At 67.5% G+C, this 22,288-nt stretch carries 21 protein-coding genes; 9 read left to right on the top strand and 12 right to left on the bottom strand.

The genetic code is table 11. The features are described from left to right. The 3 genes from clpA to AC5E6L_RS04865 form a co-directional block, all read left to right on the top strand. Positions 1-2,077, top strand: a 2,077-nt coding sequence (clpA, locus tag AC5E6L_RS04875; RefSeq protein ID WP_491771642.1) for an ATP-dependent Clp protease ATP-binding subunit ClpA, incomplete at its 5' end; no start/stop codon positions are given. 206 nt (positions 2,078-2,283) lie between these two features. Further along, a complete protein-coding gene (gyrA, locus tag AC5E6L_RS04870; protein WP_491771644.1) occupies positions 2,284-4,980 on the top strand; it encodes a DNA gyrase subunit A in 2,697 nt (898 codons plus the stop codon). Between the two features lie 55 nt (positions 4,981-5,035). Continuing rightward, positions 5,036-5,665, top strand: a complete 630-nt coding sequence (locus AC5E6L_RS04865) for a LysE family translocator (RefSeq protein ID WP_491229976.1) — start codon at positions 5,036-5,038, stop codon at positions 5,663-5,665. Between the two features lie 3 nt (positions 5,666-5,668). Here the strand turns inward: AC5E6L_RS04865 and AC5E6L_RS04860 are convergent, their stop codons facing one another. Genes AC5E6L_RS04860 through AC5E6L_RS04840 form a run of 5 tightly spaced genes read right to left on the bottom strand, consistent with a single transcriptional unit; the run spans position 5,669 to position 11,109 of the window. Continuing rightward, entirely contained in the window at positions 5,669-6,886 is a 1,218-nt protein-coding gene (locus AC5E6L_RS04860) for a molybdopterin molybdotransferase MoeA (RefSeq protein ID WP_491771639.1), read from the bottom strand. After that, entirely contained in the window at positions 6,886-7,377 is a 492-nt protein-coding gene (gene moaC, locus AC5E6L_RS04855) for a cyclic pyranopterin monophosphate synthase MoaC (RefSeq protein ID WP_491229974.1), read from the bottom strand. Before moaC ends, AC5E6L_RS04860 begins: the two co-directional genes overlap by 1 nt. A 1-nt stretch (position 7,378) precedes the next feature. After that, positions 7,379-8,185, bottom strand: a complete 807-nt coding sequence (gene trpC / locus AC5E6L_RS04850) for an indole-3-glycerol phosphate synthase TrpC (protein WP_491771637.1) — start codon at positions 8,183-8,185, stop codon at positions 7,379-7,381. Then, entirely contained in the window at positions 8,185-9,201 is a 1,017-nt protein-coding gene (gene trpD / locus AC5E6L_RS04845; protein ID WP_491229978.1) for an anthranilate phosphoribosyltransferase, read from the bottom strand. The genes trpC and trpD overlap by 1 nt, the downstream gene beginning before the upstream one ends. 12 nt (positions 9,202-9,213) lie before the next feature. After that, a complete protein-coding gene (locus AC5E6L_RS04840) occupies positions 9,214-11,109 on the bottom strand; it encodes a peptidyl-prolyl cis-trans isomerase (protein ID WP_491771635.1) in 1,896 nt (631 codons plus the stop codon). A 164-nt stretch (positions 11,110-11,273) separates the two neighbouring features. Here AC5E6L_RS04840 and tpiA point away from each other — a divergent pair, with 164 nt between their 5' ends. The 3 genes from tpiA to pyrG all read left to right on the top strand — a co-directional run bounded on the left by tpiA (position 11,274) and on the right by pyrG (position 14,282). Further along, entirely contained in the window at positions 11,274-12,041 is a 768-nt protein-coding gene (tpiA, locus tag AC5E6L_RS04835; RefSeq protein WP_491228820.1) for a triose-phosphate isomerase, read from the top strand. A 122-nt stretch (positions 12,042-12,163) separates the two neighbouring features. Then, entirely contained in the window at positions 12,164-12,535 is a 372-nt protein-coding gene (secG, locus tag AC5E6L_RS04830; RefSeq protein WP_491228819.1) for a preprotein translocase subunit SecG, read from the top strand. A 118-nt stretch (positions 12,536-12,653) separates the two neighbouring features. Continuing rightward, a complete protein-coding gene (gene pyrG, locus AC5E6L_RS04825; protein WP_491228818.1) occupies positions 12,654-14,282 on the top strand; it encodes a CTP synthase in 1,629 nt (542 codons plus the stop codon). Between the two features lie 5 nt (positions 14,283-14,287). Here the strand turns inward: pyrG and AC5E6L_RS04820 are convergent, their stop codons facing one another. Beyond that, the gene (locus tag AC5E6L_RS04820) at positions 14,288-15,439 is read right to left on the bottom strand and encodes a formylglycine-generating enzyme family protein (RefSeq protein WP_491228817.1); all 1,152 of its coding nucleotides are present in this window, start codon (positions 15,437-15,439) and stop codon (positions 14,288-14,290) included. Between the two features lie 178 nt (positions 15,440-15,617). On the opposite strand from AC5E6L_RS04820, the gene AC5E6L_RS04815 reads away from it, so the two are divergent. The 3 genes from AC5E6L_RS04815 to AC5E6L_RS04805 all read left to right on the top strand — a co-directional run bounded on the left by AC5E6L_RS04815 (position 15,618) and on the right by AC5E6L_RS04805 (position 18,515). Continuing rightward, the gene (locus AC5E6L_RS04815) at positions 15,618-15,812 is read left to right on the top strand and encodes a cold-shock protein (RefSeq protein WP_491228816.1); all 195 of its coding nucleotides are present in this window, start codon (positions 15,618-15,620) and stop codon (positions 15,810-15,812) included. Between the two features lie 131 nt (positions 15,813-15,943). Further along, positions 15,944-18,094 (top strand): putative bifunctional diguanylate cyclase/phosphodiesterase, encoded by a 2,151-nt coding sequence (locus AC5E6L_RS04810; protein WP_491771631.1) that lies wholly within the window; start codon positions 15,944-15,946, stop codon positions 18,092-18,094. Between the two features lie 211 nt (positions 18,095-18,305). Continuing rightward, positions 18,306-18,515: a cold-shock protein gene (locus AC5E6L_RS04805; RefSeq protein WP_491228813.1), complete on the top strand. Its 210-nt coding sequence runs from the start codon at positions 18,306-18,308 to the stop codon at positions 18,513-18,515. Between the two features lie 107 nt (positions 18,516-18,622). Here AC5E6L_RS04805 and AC5E6L_RS04800 read toward each other — a convergent pair whose 3' ends face one another. The 6 genes from AC5E6L_RS04800 to AC5E6L_RS04775 form a co-directional block, all read right to left on the bottom strand. After that, positions 18,623-19,180, bottom strand: a complete 558-nt coding sequence (locus tag AC5E6L_RS04800; protein ID WP_491771629.1) for a thioredoxin family protein — start codon at positions 19,178-19,180, stop codon at positions 18,623-18,625. Positions 19,181-19,274: 94 nt separating this feature from the next. Next, positions 19,275-19,754 carry a hypothetical protein gene (locus AC5E6L_RS04795; protein WP_491228811.1) on the bottom strand — a complete coding sequence of 160 codons (480 nt, stop codon included), beginning with the start codon at positions 19,752-19,754 and terminating at the stop codon, positions 19,275-19,277. Between the two features lie 15 nt (positions 19,755-19,769). After that, a complete protein-coding gene (gene hmuQ, locus AC5E6L_RS04790) occupies positions 19,770-20,084 on the bottom strand; it encodes a heme-degrading protein HmuQ (RefSeq protein WP_491771627.1) in 315 nt (104 codons plus the stop codon). Between the two features lie 107 nt (positions 20,085-20,191). Then, positions 20,192-21,331, bottom strand: coding sequence for a TonB family protein (locus tag AC5E6L_RS04785; RefSeq protein WP_491771625.1), 1,140 nt, complete (start codon positions 21,329-21,331; stop codon positions 20,192-20,194). After that, on the bottom strand, positions 21,328-21,744 hold the full coding sequence (locus tag AC5E6L_RS04780) for an ExbD/TolR family protein (protein WP_491228808.1): 417 nt from the start codon (positions 21,742-21,744) through the stop codon (positions 21,328-21,330). The genes AC5E6L_RS04785 and AC5E6L_RS04780 overlap by 4 nt, the downstream gene beginning before the upstream one ends. A gap of 12 nt (positions 21,745-21,756) precedes the next feature. Beyond that, a complete protein-coding gene (locus AC5E6L_RS04775) occupies positions 21,757-22,146 on the bottom strand; it encodes an ExbD/TolR family protein (RefSeq protein WP_491228807.1) in 390 nt (129 codons plus the stop codon). Positions 22,147-22,288 lie beyond the last annotated feature (142 nt).

The following is a 22,288-nucleotide window of genomic DNA, read 5'->3' as shown; positions in this document are numbered from 1 at the left end:
GGTCAACTACATCGCGCACGGCATCGCCAAGCGGCCCGGCGCTTCGGTGACGCGGGCCCCCTCGGGCACCGACGATGACGGTGAGACCGGCCAGACCGGCGAGGCCGACGAGAGCGCAAAGAAGCAGGAAAGCGCGCTCGGTGCCTATTGCGTCGACCTCAACGCGAAGGCCAGGAGCGGCCGTATCGACCCGCTGATCGGCCGCACCGACGAGATCAACCGCACCATCCAGGTCCTGTGTCGGCGCTCCAAGAACAACCCGCTCTATGTCGGCGACCCCGGCGTCGGCAAGACGGCGATCGCCGAGGGGCTCGCCAAGCGCATCGTCGAGGCGGACGTGCCCGAGGTGCTGGCCGAGGCGACCATCTTCTCGCTCGACATGGGCGCGCTGATCGCGGGCACCCGCTATCGCGGCGACTTCGAGGAGCGGCTGAAGCAGGTCGTCAAGGAGCTTGAGGCGTTCGACGGCGCGATCCTGTTCATCGACGAGATCCACACGGTGATCGGCGCCGGTGCGACGTCCGGCGGGGCGATGGACGCCTCCAACCTGCTCAAGCCGGCCCTTTCGAACGGCGCGATCCGCTGCATCGGCTCGACCACCTACAAGGAATTCCGCCAGTTCTTCGAAAAGGACCGGGCGCTGGTGCGCCGTTTCCAGAAGATCGACGTGGCCGAGCCCTCGCTCGATGACGCGGTGGCGATCATGAAGGGGCTCAAGCCCTATTTCGAGGCGTTCCACAAGGTCAAGTACACCGAGGACGCGATCAAGTCGGCCGTCGAACTGTCCGCCCGCTACATCAACGACCGCAAGCTGCCCGACAAGGCGATCGACGTGGTCGACGAGACCGGCGCGCGGCAGATGCTGGTGCCGGCCAGAAAGCGCAAGAAGACCATCAATGTCCGCGACATCGAGGAGACGGTCGCGACGATGGCGCGCATCCCGCCCAAATCGGTCTCCAAGGACGACGAGAAGGTGCTCGCCGGGCTCGAAAAAGAGCTCAAGCGCGTCGTCTACGGCCAGGATCTGGCGATCGAGGCGCTCGCCTCGTCCATCAAGCTTGCCCGCGCCGGCCTGCGCGAGCCCGAAAAGCCGATCGGCGCCTATCTGTTCTCGGGGCCGACCGGGGTCGGCAAGACCGAGGTCGCGCGCCAGCTCGCCACCTCGATGGGCGTCGAGCTTTTGCGCTTCGACATGTCCGAATATATGGAGCGCCATACCGTCTCGCGGCTGATCGGCGCGCCTCCGGGCTATGTCGGCTTCGATCAGGGCGGCCTTCTGACAGACGGCGTCGACCAGCATCCGCACTGCGTGCTGCTGCTCGACGAGATCGAAAAGGCCCATCCTGACCTGTTCAACATCCTGTTGCAGGTCATGGACCACGGCAAGCTGACCGACCACAACGGCAAGCAGATCGACTTCCGCAACGTCGTCGTGATCATGACCACCAATGCGGGCGCCTCGGACATGGCAAAGCCGGCGATCGGCTTCGGCTCGTCCAGGCGCCAGGGCGACGACATGGAGGCGATCAACCGCCTGTTCACGCCCGAGTTCCGCAACCGGCTCGATGCGATCATCCCCTTCGGTCCGCTGCCGGTTCCGGTGATTCACAAGGTGGTGCAGAAGTTCGTCATGCAGCTTGAGGCGCAGCTCTCCGAGCGCGGCGTGACCTTCGATCTCGACAAGGCCGCCGTCGGCTGGCTCGCCGATAAGGGCTATGACGAGCGCATGGGCGCCCGGCCGCTCGGCCGGGTGATCCAGGAGCACATCAAGAAGCCGCTCGCCGACGAGGTGCTGTTCGGCAAGCTCAAGAAGGGCGGCACGGTCAAGGTGACCGTGGCCAAGGACGAACTGGGCGATGACGGGCTCAAGCTCGAAGCCGTCGCCGACGAGGTGCCGGTCAAGCCCAAGCGCGAGACGCCGGCCAAGCGCAAGCCGCGCGCCAAGACCGGCGCCAAGGCGCAGGCCAGGCCGAGCCGGGATCGGGGGGGCGGGGCGCCTCCGTCCGATCCGGCATCGGGAGACGGCGACGAAAAGGCCAAGGCCCGCTCCGCCGTGCCGCGCGTGCCGCGCAAATAGGCGGCGCATAGGCGGTGATGATGCCGGTCCGCGCCGCGTTCGGCGGGGCCTCGCAAGAGGCTTGAAACGCTTGGTTTTCGTGCCTTCAGACACTATGCTGGGGCCAGCGATTCTATCACGGGAAAGCACGTTTGAGCGACGAGACACCCGGCCCCCCTGCGGGCGGCGACGCAGACGGCATCGAGCCGATTTCGATCCTTGAGGAGATGCAGCGGTCCTATCTCGATTACGCCATGAGCGTGATCGTCAGCCGGGCGCTGCCGGACGCGCGTGACGGGCTCAAGCCCGTTCACCGGCGCATCCTTTACGGCATGAACGATCTGGGCGTTCACTGGAACCGCAAATATGTCAAATGCGCCCGCGTGACGGGCGACGTCATGGGCAAGTATCACCCCCATGGCAACCAGGCGATCTACGACGCGTTGGCGCGCATGGCCCAGGATTGGTCGCTGCGCATTCCGCTGGTCGACGGGCAGGGCAATTTCGGCTCGATCGACGGCGACCCGCCCGCGGCCGAGCGCTACACCGAATGCCGGCTGGCCAAGGCGGCCCATGAGCTGCTCGACGATATCGACAAGGAAACCGTCGAGTTCCGCGACAATTACGATGGCACCCTGCGGGAGCCCGTCGCGCTGCCGGCGCGCTTTCCCAATCTTCTGGTCAACGGCTCGGGCGGCATCGCGGTCGGCATGGCGACCAACATCCCGCCGCACAATCTGGGCGAGGTGATCGACGGCTGCATCGCGCTGATCGACAATCCGGCGATCACCGCCATCGAGATGATGGAGCATGTGCCGGGGCCCGACTTTCCCACCGGCGCGCTGATCCTGGGCCGGGCCGGCGTCAGGAGCGCCTACGAGACCGGGCGCGGCTCGATCGTCATGCGCAGCAGGACCCATATCGAGCAGCGGTCCGGCGACCGCGAGGCGATCATCGTCACCGAGGTGCCCTATCAGGTCAACAAGGCGGCGATGATCGAGAAGATGGCCGAACTGGTGCGCGACAAGCGCGTCGAGGGCATTTCCGACATTCGCGACGAGAGCGACCGGCAGGGCTATCGCGTGGTGATCGAGCTCAAGCGCGACGCCAATGCCGACGTGGTCCTCAACCAGCTCTACCGGTTCACGCCGCTTCAGACCTCGTTCGGCGCCAACATGGTCGCGCTCAACGGCGGCAAGCCCGAGCAGATGACGCTGCTCGACATGCTGCGCGCCTTCGTCTCGTTCCGCGAGGTGGTGGTCAGCCGGCGCACAAAATATCTGCTGCGCAAGGCGCGCGAACGCGCCCATGTGCTGGTCGGCCTTGCGATCGCGGTCGCCAATATCGACGCGGTGATCGCGCTGATCCGCGCCGCGCCCGACCCGGCGACGGCGCGCGAACAGCTGATGGGCCGCCGCTGGCCGGCCGGAGACGTCGCCCCGCTGGTCGCCCTGATCGACGATCCGCGCCACACGCTCAACGAGGACGGCACCTATCACCTGTCCGAGGAGCAGGCCCGCGCGATCCTCGATCTGCGCCTTCAGCGGCTGACCGCGCTCGGCCGCGACGAGATCGCCGAGGAACTGAACGCCATCGGCGCGCAGATCCGCGACTATCTCGACATTTTGTCCTCGCGCCAGCGCATCCTTCAGATCGTCAAGGACGAACTGGGTGCCGTGCGCGAGGAGTTCGACACGCCGCGCCGCACCGAGATCGCCGAGGGCGGCCCGGACATGGACGACGAGGACCTGATCGCCCGCGAGGACATGGTCGTCACCTTCTCCCATCAGGGCTACATCAAGCGCGTGCCGCTCGACACCTACCGGGCGCAGCGGCGCGGCGGCAAGGGCCGCGCCGGCATGGCGACCAAGGACGCCGATTTCGTCACCCGCCTGTTCGTCGCCTCGACCCACACGCCGATCCTGTTCTTTTCCTCGCGCGGCATCGTCTACAAGGAGAAGGTCTGGCGCCTGCCGGTCGGCACGCCCCAGTCGCGCGGCAAGTTCCTGCGCAACATGCTGCCGCTTCGGGCCGACGAGCGGATCACCACCATCATGCCGCTGCCGGAGGACGAGGCGAGCTGGGCCGACCTCGACGTGATGTTCGCCACCACATCGGGCTCGGTGCGGCGCAACAAGCTGTCGGACTTCGTGCAGGTCAACCGCAACGGCAAGATCGCCATGAAGTTCGAGGACGGGTCCGACGACGGCATTTTGGGCGTCGCCACCTGTTCGGAGGACGATGATGTCCTGCTGACGACGGCCGGGGGACAGTGCATCCGCTTTCCGGCGACCGACATCCGCGTCTTCGCCGGCCGCTCGTCCACGGGCGTGCGCGGCATCGCGCTCGGCGACGGTGACCATGTGATTTCGATGACGATCCTCGCTCACACCGAAGCGACGCCCGGCGAGCGGACGGCCTATCTGAAGCGGGCCAGCGCCGGCCGGCGCGCCGACGAGGCGGCCGATGACGATTTGCCAGCGGTGACGCCGGACGAGGAGGGTAATGTCGAGGAAACCTTGTCGGACGACCGGTTCGATGCACTGGCCAGCCGCGAGCAGTTCGTGCTCACCGTCTCCGAGTTCGGTTTCGGCAAGCGCGCCTCGTCCTACGATTTTCGTGTCTCGGGTCGCGGCGGCAAGGGCATAAAGGCCACCGATACGGCCAAGGCCGGCGAGATCGGCGATCTGGTCGCCGCGTTTCCGGTCGACCATGGCGATCAGATCATGCTGGTGTCGGATGCCGGCCAGGTGATCCGCGTGCCCGTGGACGGCATCCGTTTTGCGGGCCGGGCGACCAAGGGCGTGACGATCTTCTCGACCCGGCAGGGCGAGAAGGTGGTTTCGGTCGAGCGTATCCAGGACGCCGACAATGGCGAGGCGTCCGGGGACGATGCCGATGACGGCGATGAGGGCGATGGCTAAGCGCGCCGCGATCGTGTAGGCACGCGATCGCCCGACGCAACCTTGGGAGACCGTCATGGCCGACTGGCCCGCCCTTGCCGCCTATCTGATCGCCTGCGTGGTGATCGTCATCGTGCCCGGACCCTCGGTCACGGTGATCGTCGCCAACGCGCTGCGCACGGGCACCCATGCCGGCATGGCCAATGTCGCGGGCACGCAGGCCGGCCTGCTGCTGATGATCGGCGTTCTGGCGCTCGGGCTTGAGACGGTCGTCGCCATGATGGGCGAGATGTTCGTCTGGCTCAAGCTGGCTGGCGCCGCCTATCTGATCTGGCTCGGCATCAGTCTTTGGCGCGCGGACGGCTCACTCGCCGATCCCGATGCCGGCGATATCCGGGCGCGGTCGATGCGCGGCTATTTCTGGCAGGGCTTCTTCGTCATCTGGTCGAACCCCAAAGCGCTGTTCTTCTTCGGTGCCTTCATTCCCCAGTTCATCGTTGCCCAGGGCAACGCCGCGCTGCAAACCGTGCTGCTCGGCCTGATCTTCATGGCGGTCGCGACCGTCTTCGACAGCGGCTACGCGCTGGCCGCCGGCAAGACCGGCAGCCTGCTCAGCCGAAGCAGGGTCCGCATCCTCGAACGCGTCTCGGGCACGTTCCTGATCGGCGGTGGCGTCTGGCTGGCGCTGTCGAAACGGGCGCAATAGGCGCTATCGGGCCTCGCGCAGCACGACGATGTCGACATGTTCGCCGGCCGCGCAGGCTTCCGCATGCGGCGCCCGCACGATCAATGCGTCGGCGGCCGCATAAAGGCGGATGATCGAAGAGTCCTGATCGTCGAAGGCGGTGGCGACGAGCGCGCCGTCACGATCCCGCTCAAGGCCCGCGCGCATATAGTGTTCGCGCGGCCCGTTCCGGCCTAGCGGCGCGCCAAGGCGGGCGCGGGCGCGACGCCGGCTCGGCGGTCGGCCGCCGAGCCGCTCGATCAGCGGCACGACGAACAGGTGCGTGCAGACCAGGCTGGAGACCGGATTGCCGGGCAGGCCCAGAACGGCCATCGCATCAAGCCGTCCGAACATCATCGGCTTTCCGGGCCGCATGGCGATTGTGTGGAAATCGAGTTCCATGCCTCGATCCGCGAAGACCGGCCGCACCAGATCGTGGTTGCCGACCGAGGCACCGCCCAGCGTGACCAGCACGTCGCATCGCGCCGCCAGCGCCGCATCGAGCCTGTCTTCGAGCGAGGCGGCGCTGTCCCGCGCAATGCCCAGATCGATCGCCTCGGCGCCTGCGTCGCGGGCGATCGCGGCGACGCCATAGGCGTTGGAGGCGACGATCTGGCCAGGCCCGGTCTCGCGGCCGGGCGGCACCAGTTCGTCGCCCGTTGCCAGCACGCCGACGATCGGGCGCCTGATGACGGGCAGGCGGGCATGGTTGCCGGCCGCGGCCAGGCTCAGATGGCCGGCATCGAGCACCGTTCCGGCGGCGATCAGCACGTCCCCTGCGGAGAAATCGAGGCCAGCCGGACGCACATAGCGGCCGGCGGACACCGGCGCGCGCGCGCGGATCGCGCCGTCGCCCACCCGTTCGGCATCCTCCTGGATCAGGATCGCGTCGGCGCCTTCCGGCACCGGCGCGCCGGTGAAGATGCGAACCGCCCGGCCGGCTTCGACCCGCCCGGCGAACACCGCTCCGGCGGCCACTTCGCCGATCACGGACAGCGGCCCGGCGCCGTCCCCCGTATCGGCGGCGCGCACCGCATAGCCGTCCATGGCCGAGGCGGGGAAGGGCGGCTGCGTGCGCCTTGCGGCAACCGGTTCGGCCAGAACGCGCCCCGCCGCCTCGTGCAGCGCGGCATGCGCGACACCGAGCGGGCCAGCATCGGCGAGCAGCCGGGCGAGCGCCTCGCTGACCGGCATCATCGCCATCAGGGGCGATCCGAACCCGCGCGGCGAAAATCGCCCGATGAGCCGCCGGCCTTGGAAACAAGGCGGATGTCCTTGATTTCCATCACCTTGTCGAGCGCCTTGGCCATGTCGTAGATCGTCAGGCATGCAATGCTCACCGCCGTCAGCGCCTCCATCTCGACGCCGGTCCTGCCGGTGACGCGCACGGTCGCAACGACGCGCAGGCCGCCCCCGTCGGGCGCGATGTCGACGCTTGCCTTGCCGATCGGCAGCGGGTGGCACAGCGGGATCAGATCGGCGGTCCTCTTGGCGGCCATGATGCCGGCGAGCCGCGCCGTGCCGATCACATCGCCCTTGGCTGCATCGCCCGCAAGGATCGCCTCAAGCGTCGCCTGTGCCATCGCGACCCGCCCCTCGGCCATCGCCTCGCGCGCCGTTTCCCGCTTGGCGGACACATCGACCATATGCGCCGCGCCGGTCTCGTCCAGATGGGTGAGGGGCCGGTCGCCCATGTCAGGCGTCCGCCGGCGCGCGCGCGAGCAGGGCACGGGTCGCCTCGGCCACGTCGGCCCGGCGCATCAGGCTTTCGCCGACGAGGAACGCGGAGATGCCCGCGCCCGCCAGCCGCGCGCAATCGGCCGGCGCGAAGATGCCGCTCTCGCCGACCGGCAGCCGGTCCGCCGGCACCATCGGTGCAAGGCGTTCGCTGGTGGCCAGATCGACCCTGAAGCTCCGCAGGTCGCGATTGTTGATGCCGATCAGCGGCGACCGCAGCCGCAGCGCGCGTTCCATCTCGGCTTCGTCATGCACCTCGACGAGCGCATCCATGCCCAGATCGAAGGCCGCCTGTTCCAGATCGCACGCCAGCGCGTCGTCGACGCTCGCCATGATGATCAGGATCGCATCGGCGCCCCAGGCGCGCGCTTCGAGCACCTGATAGACGTCGAACAGGAAGTCCTTGCGCAGGGCGGGCAGGGCGGTCGCCGCGCGCGCGGCGGTCAGGAATTCCGGCGCGCCCTGGAACGAAGGCGTATCGGTGAGCACGGACAGGCAGGCCGCCCCGCCCGCCTCATAGGCGCGGGCCAAGGCCGGCGGATCGAAATCGGCGCGGATCAAACCCTTGGAGGGGCTCGCCTTCTTGATTTCGGCGATCAGCCCGTATCTGCCCGCCGCCCTCTTGGCTTCGAGCGCGTCGGCGAACCCGCGCGGCGGTTCGGCCGCAGCGATCCGGTCGCGCAGCATGGCCTCGGACACGGACGCCCTGGCCGCGGCGATCTCCTCGCGCTTGTAGGCTTCGATGCGTTCGAGGATATCGGCCATCACGCCCGGCCCCGCGAGAGCGCCGCCACCCGGTCGAGCACTCCGCGCGCGCGGCCGTCGTCGAGCGCGGCCCGCGCCTTGGCGACCCCGTCCCCGATGTCGCCGGCAAGACCGGCCACGACGAGACCCGCGCCCGCGTTCAGGCAGGCAATGTCGCGATAGGCGTTTTGGGCGCCGTCCAGCACGGCGCGCAGCGCGGCGGCGTTCTCGGCCGGATCGCCGCCCTTCAGCTCCGCCGGATCGGCGCGGGGCAGGCCCGCATCCTCCGGCGTCAGCGTGAAGGCGCGCACCGCCCCGTCCCTGAGTTCGGCGACCTGCGTCGCGCCGGTCGTGGTCAATTCGTCCAGACCGTCCCCATGCACCACCCAGACATGCTCCGAGCCGAGCCTCTTGAGCACATGGGCGAGGGGCTCGACCCATTGCGGCGCGAAAACGCCGACCACCTGACGCGTCACGCCCGCCGGATTGGAGAGCGGGCCGAGCAGGTTGAAGATGGTGCGCGTGCCCAGTTCGAGGCGCGCCGGCCCCACATGGCGCATGGCGGCGTGATGCATCGGCGCCAACATGAAGCCCAGGCGCGCCCCGGCGATGCAGCGGGCGATCGTCTGCGAATCGGCCTCGATGTCGACGCCCAGTTCGGCCAGCGCGTCGGCGGCGCCCGATTTCGAAGACAGCGACCGGTTGCCGTGCTTGGCGACATGGGCGCCCGCGCCCGCGGCGATGATCGCGGCGAGCGTCGACACATTGTAGGTGCCCGAATTGTCGCCGCCCGTGCCGACGATGTCGATGGCGCCGTCGGGCGCGTCGACCGGCCTCATCCTGGCGCGCATGGTCGCCACCGCGCCGGCGATCTCGTCGACCGTCTCGCCGCGTACCCGCAAACCCATCAGGAAGCCGCCGATCTGGGCGGGCGTCGCCTCGCCCGACATGATGATGCCGAAGGCCGCGCGCGCCTCGTCGGCGCTCAGCGGCGCGCCGTCGGCGGCCTTGGCGATGAACGCTTTCAGATCCTGCATCGCCGCCATGCGTCACATGCCCGCATGGCCGCCGCCCGCATCAAGCGAGCGCTCAAGCGCGGCGGGAAACAGCGTGACGGGAAACGCCCGCTGAAGCCGGTTGACCATCTGGTTGAGCAGATCGTCGCCAAGGCTCCGGCCCATCGCGCCGTCGACGCCCGCGGCGAGGCGCTCGGCGCCGCCGACGGGATCGGCGATCGCATCGATGCGGAAGACGAGCCGCCGATCGCCGGTCGCGCCCTCGGCGACCGCGACCGCGCGCGGGCCGGCGCCGAACACGGCGGCAAGGCCGGCCGCGCCGAAATCGGCGTCGCTGCCGTCGCGCGTCAGACCGAACCTGACATCGGCGCGATAGCCCTTCTGTTCGGCGATGGCGGCCGGCTGGCCGCCGTCGCGCAGCGCCCGGGCGACCTCCTGCGCGGCGGCCTCCAGCGCCCGGTCACGCCGATCGGCCCGCCAGTCGGCGATCACGCGCGCGCGCGCCTCGTCCAGCGTCCGGTCGCGGTTCGGCGCGATGTCCGTGACCTCGTACCACAGAAAGCCCTCGCGACCCGCGCTCAGCGGCCGCGATTCCTCGCCGATCTCGGCGGCGAAGGCGGCCCGGAGCAGCGCGTCGGCCTCGGGCAGTTCGCCGGCCGGCGCCCCGTCCTTGCCGTTCCCCCGGGCATCGACCGGCGGGACCGTGACGACCCGGAGCCGTTGCCCGGCCGCAGCCTCTGCCATCGAGGCGCCGCCTGCGCGCGCATCCTCATAGCCGTCATGCAGGTCGAGCAGAATGTCGCGCGCCTCCAGCAGCGCAAGCTCCCGCCGGATCGTCTCGGCGGCCTCCTCGAAGGGCTGGACCCGTTCGGGCACGATGCGCGTCGCCCGCACCAGCAGGTGGCCGAACGCGCCCTCGACGACGCCGGACACGGCTCCTTCCCCGCCAAGCCCGAAGGCCGCCTCGGCCACCGCCGGGTCGGGCACCTCGCCGCGCTCGAACATGCCGAGCGAGACGTCGGCCATGGTGCGGCCGGTCGCCGCGACCGCGTCCTCGAAGCTCTGGCCGGCGACAATGCGCTGGCGCGCCGCCTCTGCCGTCTCGCGATCGGGAAAGACGAGTTGCTGGATCGCGCGCCGCTCGGGCTCGGTGTAGCGGGCGCGGTTGCCGTCATATTCGGCCCGCACCGTCGCCATGTCGATCGCCGCCGGATCGGCGATCTGCTCGGCGGTGAGCAGCACATACTGGATGGAGCGGTATTCGGGCGCGCGATAGTCGGCGCGATTGTCCTCGAAGAAGGCGGCCAGTTCGGCCTCGGTCGGGGCGCCGGGCGGCGCGATCGCCGCCGCGTCGATCTCGACGAAGCTGACGTCCCGCGTCTGGCCCTGGTAGCGGTGCAGCGCGTCGAGGAACACATCGGGCATCGCCACCCCGTCGGCGACCGCCTCGACGATCTGCTGGCGGACCGCCTCCCTTTCGCGCTCGCGCACATAGTCGGCCGGCCGCATGCCGATGTCGCGCAGCACGAACCGGATCTGGTCGCCGCTCAGATTGCCGCCGAAATCCTGACTGATCGCCTCCGCCAGCCGATCCTCGGTCAGGCCCAGGCCCATGGCGCGGGCCTGCTCGTCGAGCACCACCGTTCCGACCATGCGCGCGCGCACCGCCTCCTCGATGCCCAGAAGGCGCGCCTGCTCGCGCGTCAGCCGCGTGCCGAACTGTTCGGAGTTGGCGCGCACCGTGCGCTCATAGGCCAGCCGGTATTGCTGCGCGGTGATGGTCGATTCGCCGGCCTCCATGACGACGTTTCCGCCGCCGCCGCCCAGGATCTGGCCGGAAACGCCCCAGACCGCGAACGACAGGATCAGCAGGAGCAGCAGCAGTTTGGCGACCCATGTCTTGGCCGCATCGCGCAGGGAACCGAGCATGAAAACCGTCCATCGTGTTGAACGCCCTTCTTATGAACCCGGCGCGGCCGATGCAAGCGCGCCCGATGATCTGTCGGCGTGGTGCGCCGGCGGTCGGGGCAGGGGCTTTCGCCCATGCTCCAAACGCGTTAGCAGGCACGGGACCGATCAGGAGACCGACAGACATGGCCGATCCCATCCGCCCCTTGATTGCCGGCAACTGGAAGATGAACGGCACCAGCGTCGACCTGCCCGAACTCAAGCGCATGGCCGACGGCGTCGACGGCACCAGGTCGAACTCCGCCTATGACGCGGTGATCTGCACGCCGGCCACGCTGATCGACCGCGCGGTGCGCACCGTCGCCGGCTCGCCGCTGGCGATCGGCGGCCAGGATTGCCATGCGGCCGAAAAGGGCGCGCATACGGGCGACGTCTCGCCGGCCATGCTGGCCGATATCGGCGCGTCCTGCGTGATCGTCGGTCATTCGGAACGCCGCGCCGACCATCACGAAAGCGATGTCGATGTGCTCGGCAAGGCCGCCGGCGCCCACGGGGCCGGCCTGACCGCCATCGTCTGCGTGGGCGAAACGCGCCCGGAGCGCGAGGCGGGACGGGCGATCGAAATCGTCGACGCCCAGCTCGCCGGCTCGGTGCCCCAGGGCGCGCGGCCCGGCAACACGGTGGTCGCCTACGAGCCGGTCTGGGCGATCGGCACGGGGCTGACGCCGACCATGCACGACATCGAGACGATGCACGATCACATGCGCATGCGCCTTGCGGAACGGTTCGGCGCGGACGGCGCGCGCATCCGGCTGCTCTATGGCGGCTCGGTCAAGCCGGCCAATGCGGCCGAGATTTTCGCGATTTCCCCGGTGGACGGGGCGCTGATCGGCGGCGCGAGCTTGAAATCGGACGATTTCCTTGCCATCTGCGCGGCAATGCCCGCCCGCTGAGGCGCGCGCGAGGCGCTCGCCCCCGCGCACCTTGGCAGCACCGGGCAATCCATGTACAGACGCGCCAATTCATCACCGGCCGCGCGCACGGACCGCGCGCCGAGAACGGACATCCGGGTTCCATGCAGACCATCCTCATCGTCATCCACCTCATGATCGTGATCGCGCTTGTCGCGGTCGTCCTGTTGCAGCGGTCCGAGGGCGGCGGCCTGGGCATTGGCGGCGGCAATGCGATGAGCGCGCGCAGCGCGGCCAACCCGTTGACCCGCATCACCGTTATCCTGGGCGCGGCTTTCTTCGTCACCTCGGTCGGGCTCGGCCTTTTGGGCCGCTACGGCACGGACCCCACGGACGTTCTCGACCGCATTCCTGCGGTCGGCGAGAGCTTCGATCCGGAAACGGGCGAGACCGTGCCCGGCGAAGGCGGCGTCCTCGACCTGCTCGGCCCCGCCGCCGGGCAGCCGCCGGCGTCCGGGGGCGTTCCCGACAATTGATGGAGCGGCGCGTGCTCGCCTCGTTCTTCAGGGCGCGATGAAGTCGTATAGCGTCGTCCACATACACCGACATTTTCCCTTTGCGGAATCGCTCCCGCACGGATAAGCGTGAGGCCCCATGGCACGGTACGTCTTCATCACCGGTGGCGTGGTATCCTCCCTCGGAAAAGGCATCGCCTCGGCTGCCCTCGGCGCGCTCTTGCAGGCGCGCGGCTATTCGGTCCGCCTGAAGAAGCTCGACCCCTATCTGAACGTCGATCCGGGCACGATGAGCCCCTATCAGCATGGCGAGGTGTTCGTCACCGACGACGGCGCCGAGACCGATCTCGATCTCGGTCACTATGAGCGCTTCACGGGCCGGTCGGCGAACCGGCGCGACAACATTACCACCGGGCGCATCTATCAGAACATCATCACCAAGGAGCGACGCGGCGACTATCTGGGCGCGACCGTGCAGGTCATCCCGCACGTCACAGACGAGATCAAGCAGTTCGTCCTTGAGGGCGATGAGGGCTACGACTTCGTCCTGTGCGAGATCGGCGGCACGGCCGGCGACATCGAGGCGATGCCCTTCATGGAGGCGATCCGGCAGCTTGGCAACGACCTGCCGCGCGGCGGGGCCGTCTATGTCCACCTGACGCTGATGCCGTGGATTCCGGCCGCCGGCGAGCTGAAGACCAAGCCGACCCAGCACTCGGTCAAGGAACTGCGCTCGATCGGCATCGCGCCGGACATCTTGCTGGTGCGCGCCGACCGGCCCATTCCCGAGGCCGAACGCCGCAAGCTCTCCTTGTTCTGCAACGTGCGCGAGAGCGCCGTCATCCAGGCGCTCGACGTCGGCAACATCTATGACGTTCCGAAAGCCTATCACGAGGAGGGACTTGACGCAGAGGTTCTGGCCGCCTTCGGCATCGAGCCCGCGCCCAAGCCGCGCATGGCGGTCTGGGACGAGGTCTGCGAGCGCATCCACAACCCCGAGGGCGCCGTGACCATTGCCGTCGTCGGCAAATATACCGGCCTCAAGGACGCCTACAAATCGCTGATCGAGGCGCTCCATCATGGCGGCATCGCCAACCGGGTGCGGGTCGACATCGAATGGATCGAATCGGAAGCCTTCGAAAGCCAGGACCCCGCCGGCCATCTGCACAAGGCGCACGGCATCCTTGTGCCCGGCGGCTTCGGCGAGCGCGGCGCCGAGGGCAAGATCAGGGCCGCCACCTTCGCCCGCGAAAGGAAGGTTCCCTTTTTCGGCATCTGCTACGGCATGCAGATGGCGGTGCTCGATGCGGCGCGCAATCTGGCCGGCATTTCCGATGCCATGTCCTCGGAGTTCGAAAAAGCCGGCACCAACGTGGTCGGGGTCATGACCGAATGGCTCAAGGGCAACATGCTCGAAAAGCGCGCCGCAAACGGCGATCTGGGCGGCACGATGCGGCTCGGTGCCTATGATGCGATGCTTGCCCAGGACACCAGAATCGCCGCGATCTATGGCGGCACCCGCATCTCCGAGCGCCACCGCCACCGCTACGAGGTCAATATCGACTATAAAAAGGCTCTCGAAGAGGCCGGCCTGACCGTCTCCGGCCTGTCGCCGGACGGCATTCTGCCCGAGACGATCGAGTATGCCGGCCATCCCTGGTTCATCGGCGTGCAGTACCATCCCGAATTGAAGTCGCGCCCCTTCGACCCGCACCCGCTGTTCGCCAGTTTCATCGAGGCGGCGGTGCGGCAGAGCCGGCTGGTGTAGTTTCCCTATTGCCGGTCCCAGGCCTGATCGTCGAGCGATATGGCGACGCGGAACCCCATCAAGTTGGAGCGTCCGTTGAACGCGGCGTCGGCACCCTGGACCCCGGCCGATTCGGGTACATAGCCAAAAAACAGGCGTTCCGACGCGGTCATGGAGACGTGCATCAGCTGATAGTCGCCGCCGCGCGCGATGAACAGTTGGCAGTCGTCCCGCATGCGTGGTGAGCCATTTCCCGGTGCCCCGTCGTGCGTGTCAAACCAGCAATCCTCAAGCGCTTCCTGCACATTGCCGGCCATGTCGTGCAGACCCCATGCATTCGGCTCGTAGCTGCCCACATTGGCCGTCCACAAGGGCTGGATCGCCTCGGCGCACGGGGCCGCCATGCCGGCTTGGTAGCCGGATGCGCGATCGCCGAAATTGGCATAGTCGCATGCGTCGGCCAGATCATCGCCGAAAAACGCCACCGTTTGCGTGCCGGCGCGCGCCGCATATTCCCATTCGGCCTCGGTCGGCAGCCGGTAGGCGCGCTCCGTCTTGTCCGAAAGCCAGGCAAGATAAGCCTTGATCTCGTTGCGCGATACGCAGACAGCGGGCTGGTCTTCGGTCACGGGCAAGCCGGGTTGCGTGTAGGAGCCATCGGTGATCTCGACATAGAAGGGGCCGGTGCGTGACGGATCATGATCGGGGTGGACCGTTCCTTCGACCTTTCGCGCAAGCGGGCCCTGTTCCGCCAGCCGGATACCGCAGACACCGCCGACCGAAGCGCCCGTCTCCTGAACAAAATGATCGAACTGACCGACCGTGACCTCAAACTTCCCAATCGCGAAACTGTAGTCGATCACGACCTCATGTTGCGGCAGGGCAGCCTGGGCAAAGGCCGCGAACATGCCCGTTCGCTCTTTTGGCGTCGCGCCCATCTGAAAACGACCCGCCGGCAGTGCCACCATCACCGGGCATTCCGCACAATCTGAAAACTCGGCCAGGGGCAGGGTGGCGTCGGATGCGCCTGCCAGGGAAGGCGAAAGTGCATCAACACCAAGTGCTGTCAGAGCCATCACCGCTATAGTCGAAACACCGGCAGCCTTCATTTCTTTCTCCGAAAGCGAGCACTTTACGCCGCCAAGCTTATCTGCGCCTAAAACGGGGAACAAGCGCATATCATGCCTAATCTCCCTGTCTTTCTTATCGGAGGGCGCACAATGTTCAGTGACATCATTGTCATCTTTGGCCTCGCATGATGTGCGCCTGCTGACGTTCTGACCTTCCAAGACGTTTCGATCGGAACGCGGCCCCGCTTGGCCGCACGTCATCAGGCGTCAGCAAAGGACACGCGATATGGCGACAGGTACCGTCAAATGGTTCAACGCCACCAAGGGCTTCGGCTTCATCGAACCGGAAGCGGGCGGCAACGATGTGTTCGTGCACATCTCCGCCGTTCAACGTGCCGGCATGCACGGGCTGGATGAAGGCCAGAAGGTCAATTACGAAATTGTCCAGGACCGGCGAACGGGCAAGAGCCGGCTCGTTTAGAACGAACCATCGATACAAGCCTTCATGGCTCGAACTGCCTCCCGCGCGCCCATATCCCCGCAAGTGTCCGGTTTACGTTGCGGAAACCTGTTCATGGTTTTTTTGTCCTTTGACCGGTGGGGGCGAGCGAATTGACCGGGACGAAGGGCAGCTATCTCGTCGATGATTATCTGGAAGTCGCCGACTTCTGGGCTTGGGAGACGGATGACAAGCTGGTGCTGACCTACCTCAGCAGCGGTTTCACCGCCCTGACCGGCCTTCCTGCCTCGGACTTCATCGGACGCGCACGCTCGCAGATCAACACGCGGCATCTTGATCGCCGGATTTGGTGCGCGCATCGCCAGATCCTGACGCGGCGCGAGCCCTACCGCAGCTTTCGCTACCCTTTGGAGACAAGGACCGGCGAAGTTCGCTGGTTCGAATCGAGCGGCATCCCCCATCACGACGCGGACGGTCGCTTTGTCGGCTATCGGGGTGTCGCCCGCGATGTGACCGACCACGTCCGGGACCAGGATCGCCTGACGGCATCCGATCGCGAGGCCAGGCTTCAGCAAACCCTGCTGGCTCAGATCGAGCGCGTATCGCGGATCGGCGCATGGCGCTGGACATTCGGCGAGCGGCATGTCTCGATGAGCGAAGAAATCTACCGCATTCTCGGTACGTCGCCCGGCAAGGCAATGACACCCGAAACGGCGATCCGGACCTTCGCCCCGCTGTCCCGTGCAAAGTTCCAGAAGGCGGTCAGCCGGGCGGTCCGGCGGCAGGCGCCGTTCGATGTCACCGTTGAGTTGCAAATGCCGCGCCGCGGCAAGCGCTGGGCGCGGGCGATCGGTGTGCCCGAGGTCGTCGATGGCCGGACGGCCCGCTTGTTCGGCACCTTCCAGGACGTCACCGAACAGCGTGAGCAGGAGCTCAAGATGCGTCACCTTGCGATGACCGACGCGCTGACCGGCATCGCCAACCGCACCGCTTTCAACGACAAGCTTGAGCAGGTGGTGGCCGCTTGCGCCAGGACCGGTGAGCGCTTCCTGCTGTGCATGGCCGATCTGAACCGCTTCAAGCAGGTCAACGATCAGTATGGCCACGATATCGGCGACCAGATGCTTGTCCGGTTCACCGAACAGTTTGCCGCCGACATGCCCGATCACTGGTTTTTCACCCGCACCGGTGGCGACGAATTCGCCGTGGTGATCGGCAACGGCGCCGACCCGATCGACCTCGATGCCGACATCGACCGGCTGGTCGGCGCCGTTAAGCGGGAGGTCGAGATCGGCGGTTTCGACGTCGTCGTGCGGGCCACCGCCGGCTATGTGGTGGCGCCCACCGACGGGATCGACGCGCAAGCCCTTTTGCGCCGCGCGGACCTTGCGCTCTATGAGGCCAAGCGCGAGGCCGACAGCGACATCAGATGCTTCAAGGCCGAGATGGACGAGAGGTTCCAGCGCCGCGTCCTGCTCGCGAAGACGTTCGACGACGCGCTATATCATGGAGAGATCGTCCCTTATTATCAGCCTGTTGTCGATCTTTCCTCGGGCCGGATCTCAGGAATGGAGGCGCTTGCGCGCTGGAACCATCCCGAGCGTGGTGTTTTGTCGGCCGGCGCGTTTGTCGAGGTTTTCGACGATGCGCGCATGAGCATCCAGCTCACCGAGACCATGTTCGAACACGTCTGCTGCGACATGGCCCGCTGGCAGGCGAAGGGCGGGCGGTTCGGGCGGATCGGCATCAACGCGACGGCGTCCGTCCTCCGTCAGCCCGGCTTTGCCCTGCACGTGATCGAGACGCTGTCGCGCTACGGCCTGCGCCCGAAGAACTTCATCGTCGAGGTCACCGAGACGACGGTGATCAATCATTCCGCTCCGGCGATCATCGATCAGTTGCGGCACTTGCTGCACGCCGGCGTGTCCGTCGCGCTGGACGATTTCGGCACTGGCTTTTCGTCGCTGGTGCATCTCAAGAGCCTGCCGTTCAACATTCTCAAGATCGACAAATCCTTCATCAGGGACATGTCGCGTTCCAAGGCCGACCAGTCGATCGTCCGCGCGCTGATCCATCTGGGGCGCGATCTGGGCTATACGACCGTTGCCGAAGGGATAGAGTGTCAGCAGGAAGCCGATCTTTTGCGCGCCATCGGCTGCGAGCGCGGCCAGGGCTTCCTGTTCCGCAAGCCGATGCCCAGGAGCGCTGTCGATCAGCTTCTGGGGGTGGGGTCCGGCGAGGCGGTCTTGGCGGCCGTGCCCGGACGCCGGCACCAGGCCGGGCCCGGCGCGCGGCGTGCCTGATCGTGACCTTCGGTCGAACAGGATTTCCCGGTTCGGGGCCTTGCCTTGGCCGCATTTATCGTCCATGGCGCGTCATCGACACTTTTTGGCCCGACGACCTTGGCCTCGCGTTTTTGCGCCTGCTGACGTTCTCCATTCCAAAACTCGATCGATCGGAATGCGGCCCGGCTTGGCCGCGCGTTATCATGCGTCAACGGAAAGGATACGCGACATGGCAACAGGAACCGTCAAATGGTTCAACACCACCAAGGGCTTCGGCTTCATCGAACCGGACACGGGCGGCAAGGACGTATTCGTCCACATCTCCGCCGTGCAACGTTCGGGCATGCACGGGCTCGATGAGGGCCAGAAGGTCAATTACGAGGTCGTAGAGGACAAGCGGTCCGGCAAGAGTTCCGCAGAAAACCTGTCCGCTGCCTGAGGGGCCTTGCGGACCGGACGGATGCGACGAGCGGCGGGCCTTCGGGCCCGCTTTTCGTTGGGAAACCGGATATCGGCCGACGTCACGCCTGGGTCGGGCGGCCGGTTTCAGGCGGTATCCTTCCATTTGATGGAGCAGCCCATAGAGGCGACCTGCTCGCCGGGCCCTTTGCCGGTTTCGGCGATCTGCCTCATGGCTTCGTAAAGATCGCCCCGCGCGCCCGCGGCATCGGCCGACCGGTGAGCTGCGTCGAGACGGCCGCGATATTGCAACGCCATGTCGGCGTTGAAGCCGAAGAAGTCGGGCGTGCACACCGCGCCCCAGCCGCGCGCCACCGACTGGTCCTCGTCGTAAAGATAGGGGAACGGGAAATCGTGCGCGGCGGCGAAGGCCTTCATCCTGTCGAAGGAATCCTCGGGATAGGCGGCCGCATCGTTGGACGAAATCGCCACGAAGCCGATCCCGTGCCCGGCAAGATCGCGGGCCGTGGATACCAGCCGGCCGATCACGGTCTTCACATAGGGGCAGTGATTGCAGATGAAGACGACGACAAGCCCTTTGTCGCCGGCCCGATCAAGGATCGCGTGCGTTGCCCCGTCGACACCGGGCAGGCGCGCATCGGCCGGCTTCCAGCCAAAGTCGCAGATCGGGGCGATGGCGGCCATGGCCGTCCTCCTTTTGGCGTTGGGCGAAGCGCCATGAGGATGGCCGTCATCGCCGCAAAGTCAAGCAGGCCCCAATGGACCGCTTCCCGAAAGCTCACATCTGGCCGCCCAGTTCGGATTCCAGATGCGCGACCGCTTCCAGGAACGGGCCGTCCGGATTGCCCTCGCACAGCATCATGGCCGAAAGCCGGGCCTCTCCCATGCGGCCCCGCGCTACCGCCTGCAGGCTGCGCATCAGATGCGATTCGTTCTTCGTCAGCTTCTGGCTGCAACATGGGCAGAACGGGTCGCAGAAGTGGAACCTTGTGCGTCGCGATACACGCATCGCCTGCACCGTTCGCAGGCAGCGCCAGGCGACCTTCGGTCCGCGATCCTCGCCGAAATCCCTGACGGCATTGTCCAGGCCCAGCTCCCAGTCGACCGAATGGGGGCGCGCATAGGACATGAAGTAGCATCGCATGATGCAAAGGGCGGCGCGTTCCTGCCGTGTCAGGTCCAGCGCCGTGCCGTCGGCGCGCACACCGCAGTCAAGCTTGCCTTCGCCGTCCGGCGGCGGTCGTCTTCTGTCGGCCATGATCGTGTTCCCTTTCTACTGGTCGACGACGGCTTCAAAGCCCTCGAATTGCGGATGGCCGGCATACATGCCTTTGTTCGTGCCGGCATTGGCATGGGCTTGCCGGAAATGGTCCGACTTGGTCCATGAGACGAAATCGTCCCGGCTCGCCCAGATGGTGTGGGAGGCATAGAGCGTGGTGCCGCTGTCCTCGTCGAAGGCGCCCTTGAGCAGGTGGAAGGACTGGAAGCCGGGAACCTGGTCGAGGTGCGAATCACGGTTGCGCCAGACGCCCTCGAATGCGGCCTCATGGCCTTCGTTGATCCTGAAACGGTTCATCGCGATGAACATGGCTCGGTCTCCTTGTGTGTGCCGATCTGGCTTGTTCCTGTTTGCGAAAGGCGGGGTGGGGCGCAGCGCGCGCGGCGCGAACGACCGGCCGATGCGGGACGACGTGATCATCGGCGGATCTCGATCGGGATGACGAAGCGCCGCTGGGCGCCGGGCGGGGGCGCCGGAAACGGCGCCGCGCGGCGAATGTGATCGACCGCGGCGCGATCGACGGCGGCCGAACCCGAGCTTGCCGCCACGCCAACGCCCGCAAGGCCGCCATCGCCGCCGATCGAAAAGCGCACCCGCACCGTGCCGCGCCCTCCGGCGGGGCGTTGCCGGGTTCGGCGTATCTTGGCATAGACCCGGCCCGGATAGTTCGAGGCCGCCGCGTTGCCCGCCTCCCGCGCGCGCCGGTCGCCTTGGCGCGCATCGGCGCTCCTGCCCTGTTCTTGTCCGTCGGCGCGTCCGGCGCGGGCATTGCGGTTGGACTGCCCCCGCCGCGTTCCGCGCGCCTGTTGTCGGGCCTGCCTTTGCTGCTCGGCGCGGCGCTGCTCCTCGGCCCTGGCGCGCTCGGCATCGACTTGCCGGAACGGGCGCGCCAGCGGGGTCGGCAGAACCGGCTCGTCGGGCCGCGCCTCGACGGTCTGCCGCGTGGGCGCGGGGGCGAGGGCTTTGGCCGTGGGCGCCGATGCGGCGGGCAGGGTGTCCGGCTCCGGTGCGGTGGGAGATGGGGCGACCGGTACGGCCGTATCCGGCTCGGCGGCTATCCTTGCGGCCGGTGTTGCGGGCGCCGGAGCGAGAGCCGCGACCGTGGACGCCGATACGCTGACCGATGATGGAACCGGCGCGGCATCCGGCGGGGCTGGCGCGGCAATGCTCGCTGGCGGTGATGCTGCCTCGGCATCCGGTCGCGCCGGCTGCATGGGCGAAGGCGCGGCCGGCGATGTCGCCTCGGCGGCGGCGGCGGGAGCCGTCGGCGGCCGTGCCGCCGCGTCCGCGGGCAATGCATCGACCGGCTCGGCCGTTGCGCGCTCGTCTGGCGGCTCGGCCCTGGTTTCCGCATCCACCGGGCTCAGCCGGTCGCCTGCGGCGACAAGGTTCTCGAAGCCCGCGCCGAGCGCTGCGGCCTGCGCCGTCTCGCCACCGGCGACCCGGACCTGCGGTTCGATCGTCGTCCCGATGGAGGCGGCGCCCAAATGCAGGCCGAACGAGGCGGCAAGAGCCAGCAGCGCGGCGGTGGCGAAGCCAGGTCCCCGCCCGTTCATGGCGCCGCAAGGCTTCGTTCGGTGACGATGAAGATGCGCTCGACACCGAGTGCCTGCAACTGTCCGCCGACCTCGATCAGGCGCGTTGCCGGCAGGGCGCGATCGGGCACGAGCCGGATGTCCTCATCAAGGCCCGGCGCGCTCTCCTGCCTGATCGTCACATATTGCGCCGGCGTCACCGTCGCGCCGCGATAGGACAGGTCCCCCTCGGCGTCGACCACCAGTGCGTCAGGCGGCTCGCGACCCTCCAGATCCCGCGTCGAGATAAGATCGAGGCCGCGATCGAGCGGCGGCGCGATCTGCGCGGCGACCAGAAAGAAGATCAGCATCAGGAAGACGATGTTGATCAGCGCGATGGTCGGCTCCGATCTGGGCCGCTTTGCGTCGCTGAAGCGTTTGGCGTCGAGGCGCATCGCGACCGGCCCTCACCGCACGATCTGCAACGGCAGGTCGCCCGACGCATTCACCGCCGCGATCGCATCGACCAGTTGCTGCGAGGTGGCGTCATCGCGGACCGAAACGATGACCAGATCGGCGCGCGCGCTCTCGCGCAGGGCGGCGAGCCGTTCGCCCAACTGGTCCGCCGAGACCGGCTCGGCATTGAGCGACAGGCCCTCGCCCGCCACCCGCACGAATGCCGGCGTCCGGTCGGCGGGCAGGGCCGAAGCGCCGCCGCCGACCGTCAGTTCGACATCGCCGAAGCGGGAGAACGTCGCCGTCAGCATGAAGAAGAGCAGGAGCAGGAAGATGACGTCGATCAGTGACGTCAGCGAGATTTGGCGCCGGCGCCCGTGTGCGCCGGCCTCAACGCGCATGGGCCGCCACCGCCGCCATGGGCTGCTCGACTGTCCGGCCGGCCGTCGCGGCGTCGGGTTGGACGGGGTTGAACACGCCGGTCAGCGCCACCTCGACGGCCAGCCGGTGACGCGCCACCCGGCTCTCGAAGACGCTCAGGCA

The sequence above is a fragment of the Roseitalea sp. genome, from assembly GCF_984466335.1.
The sequence above is the reverse complement of the archived record's forward strand: the minus strand, read 5'-3'. Positions and strand labels throughout refer to the sequence as shown.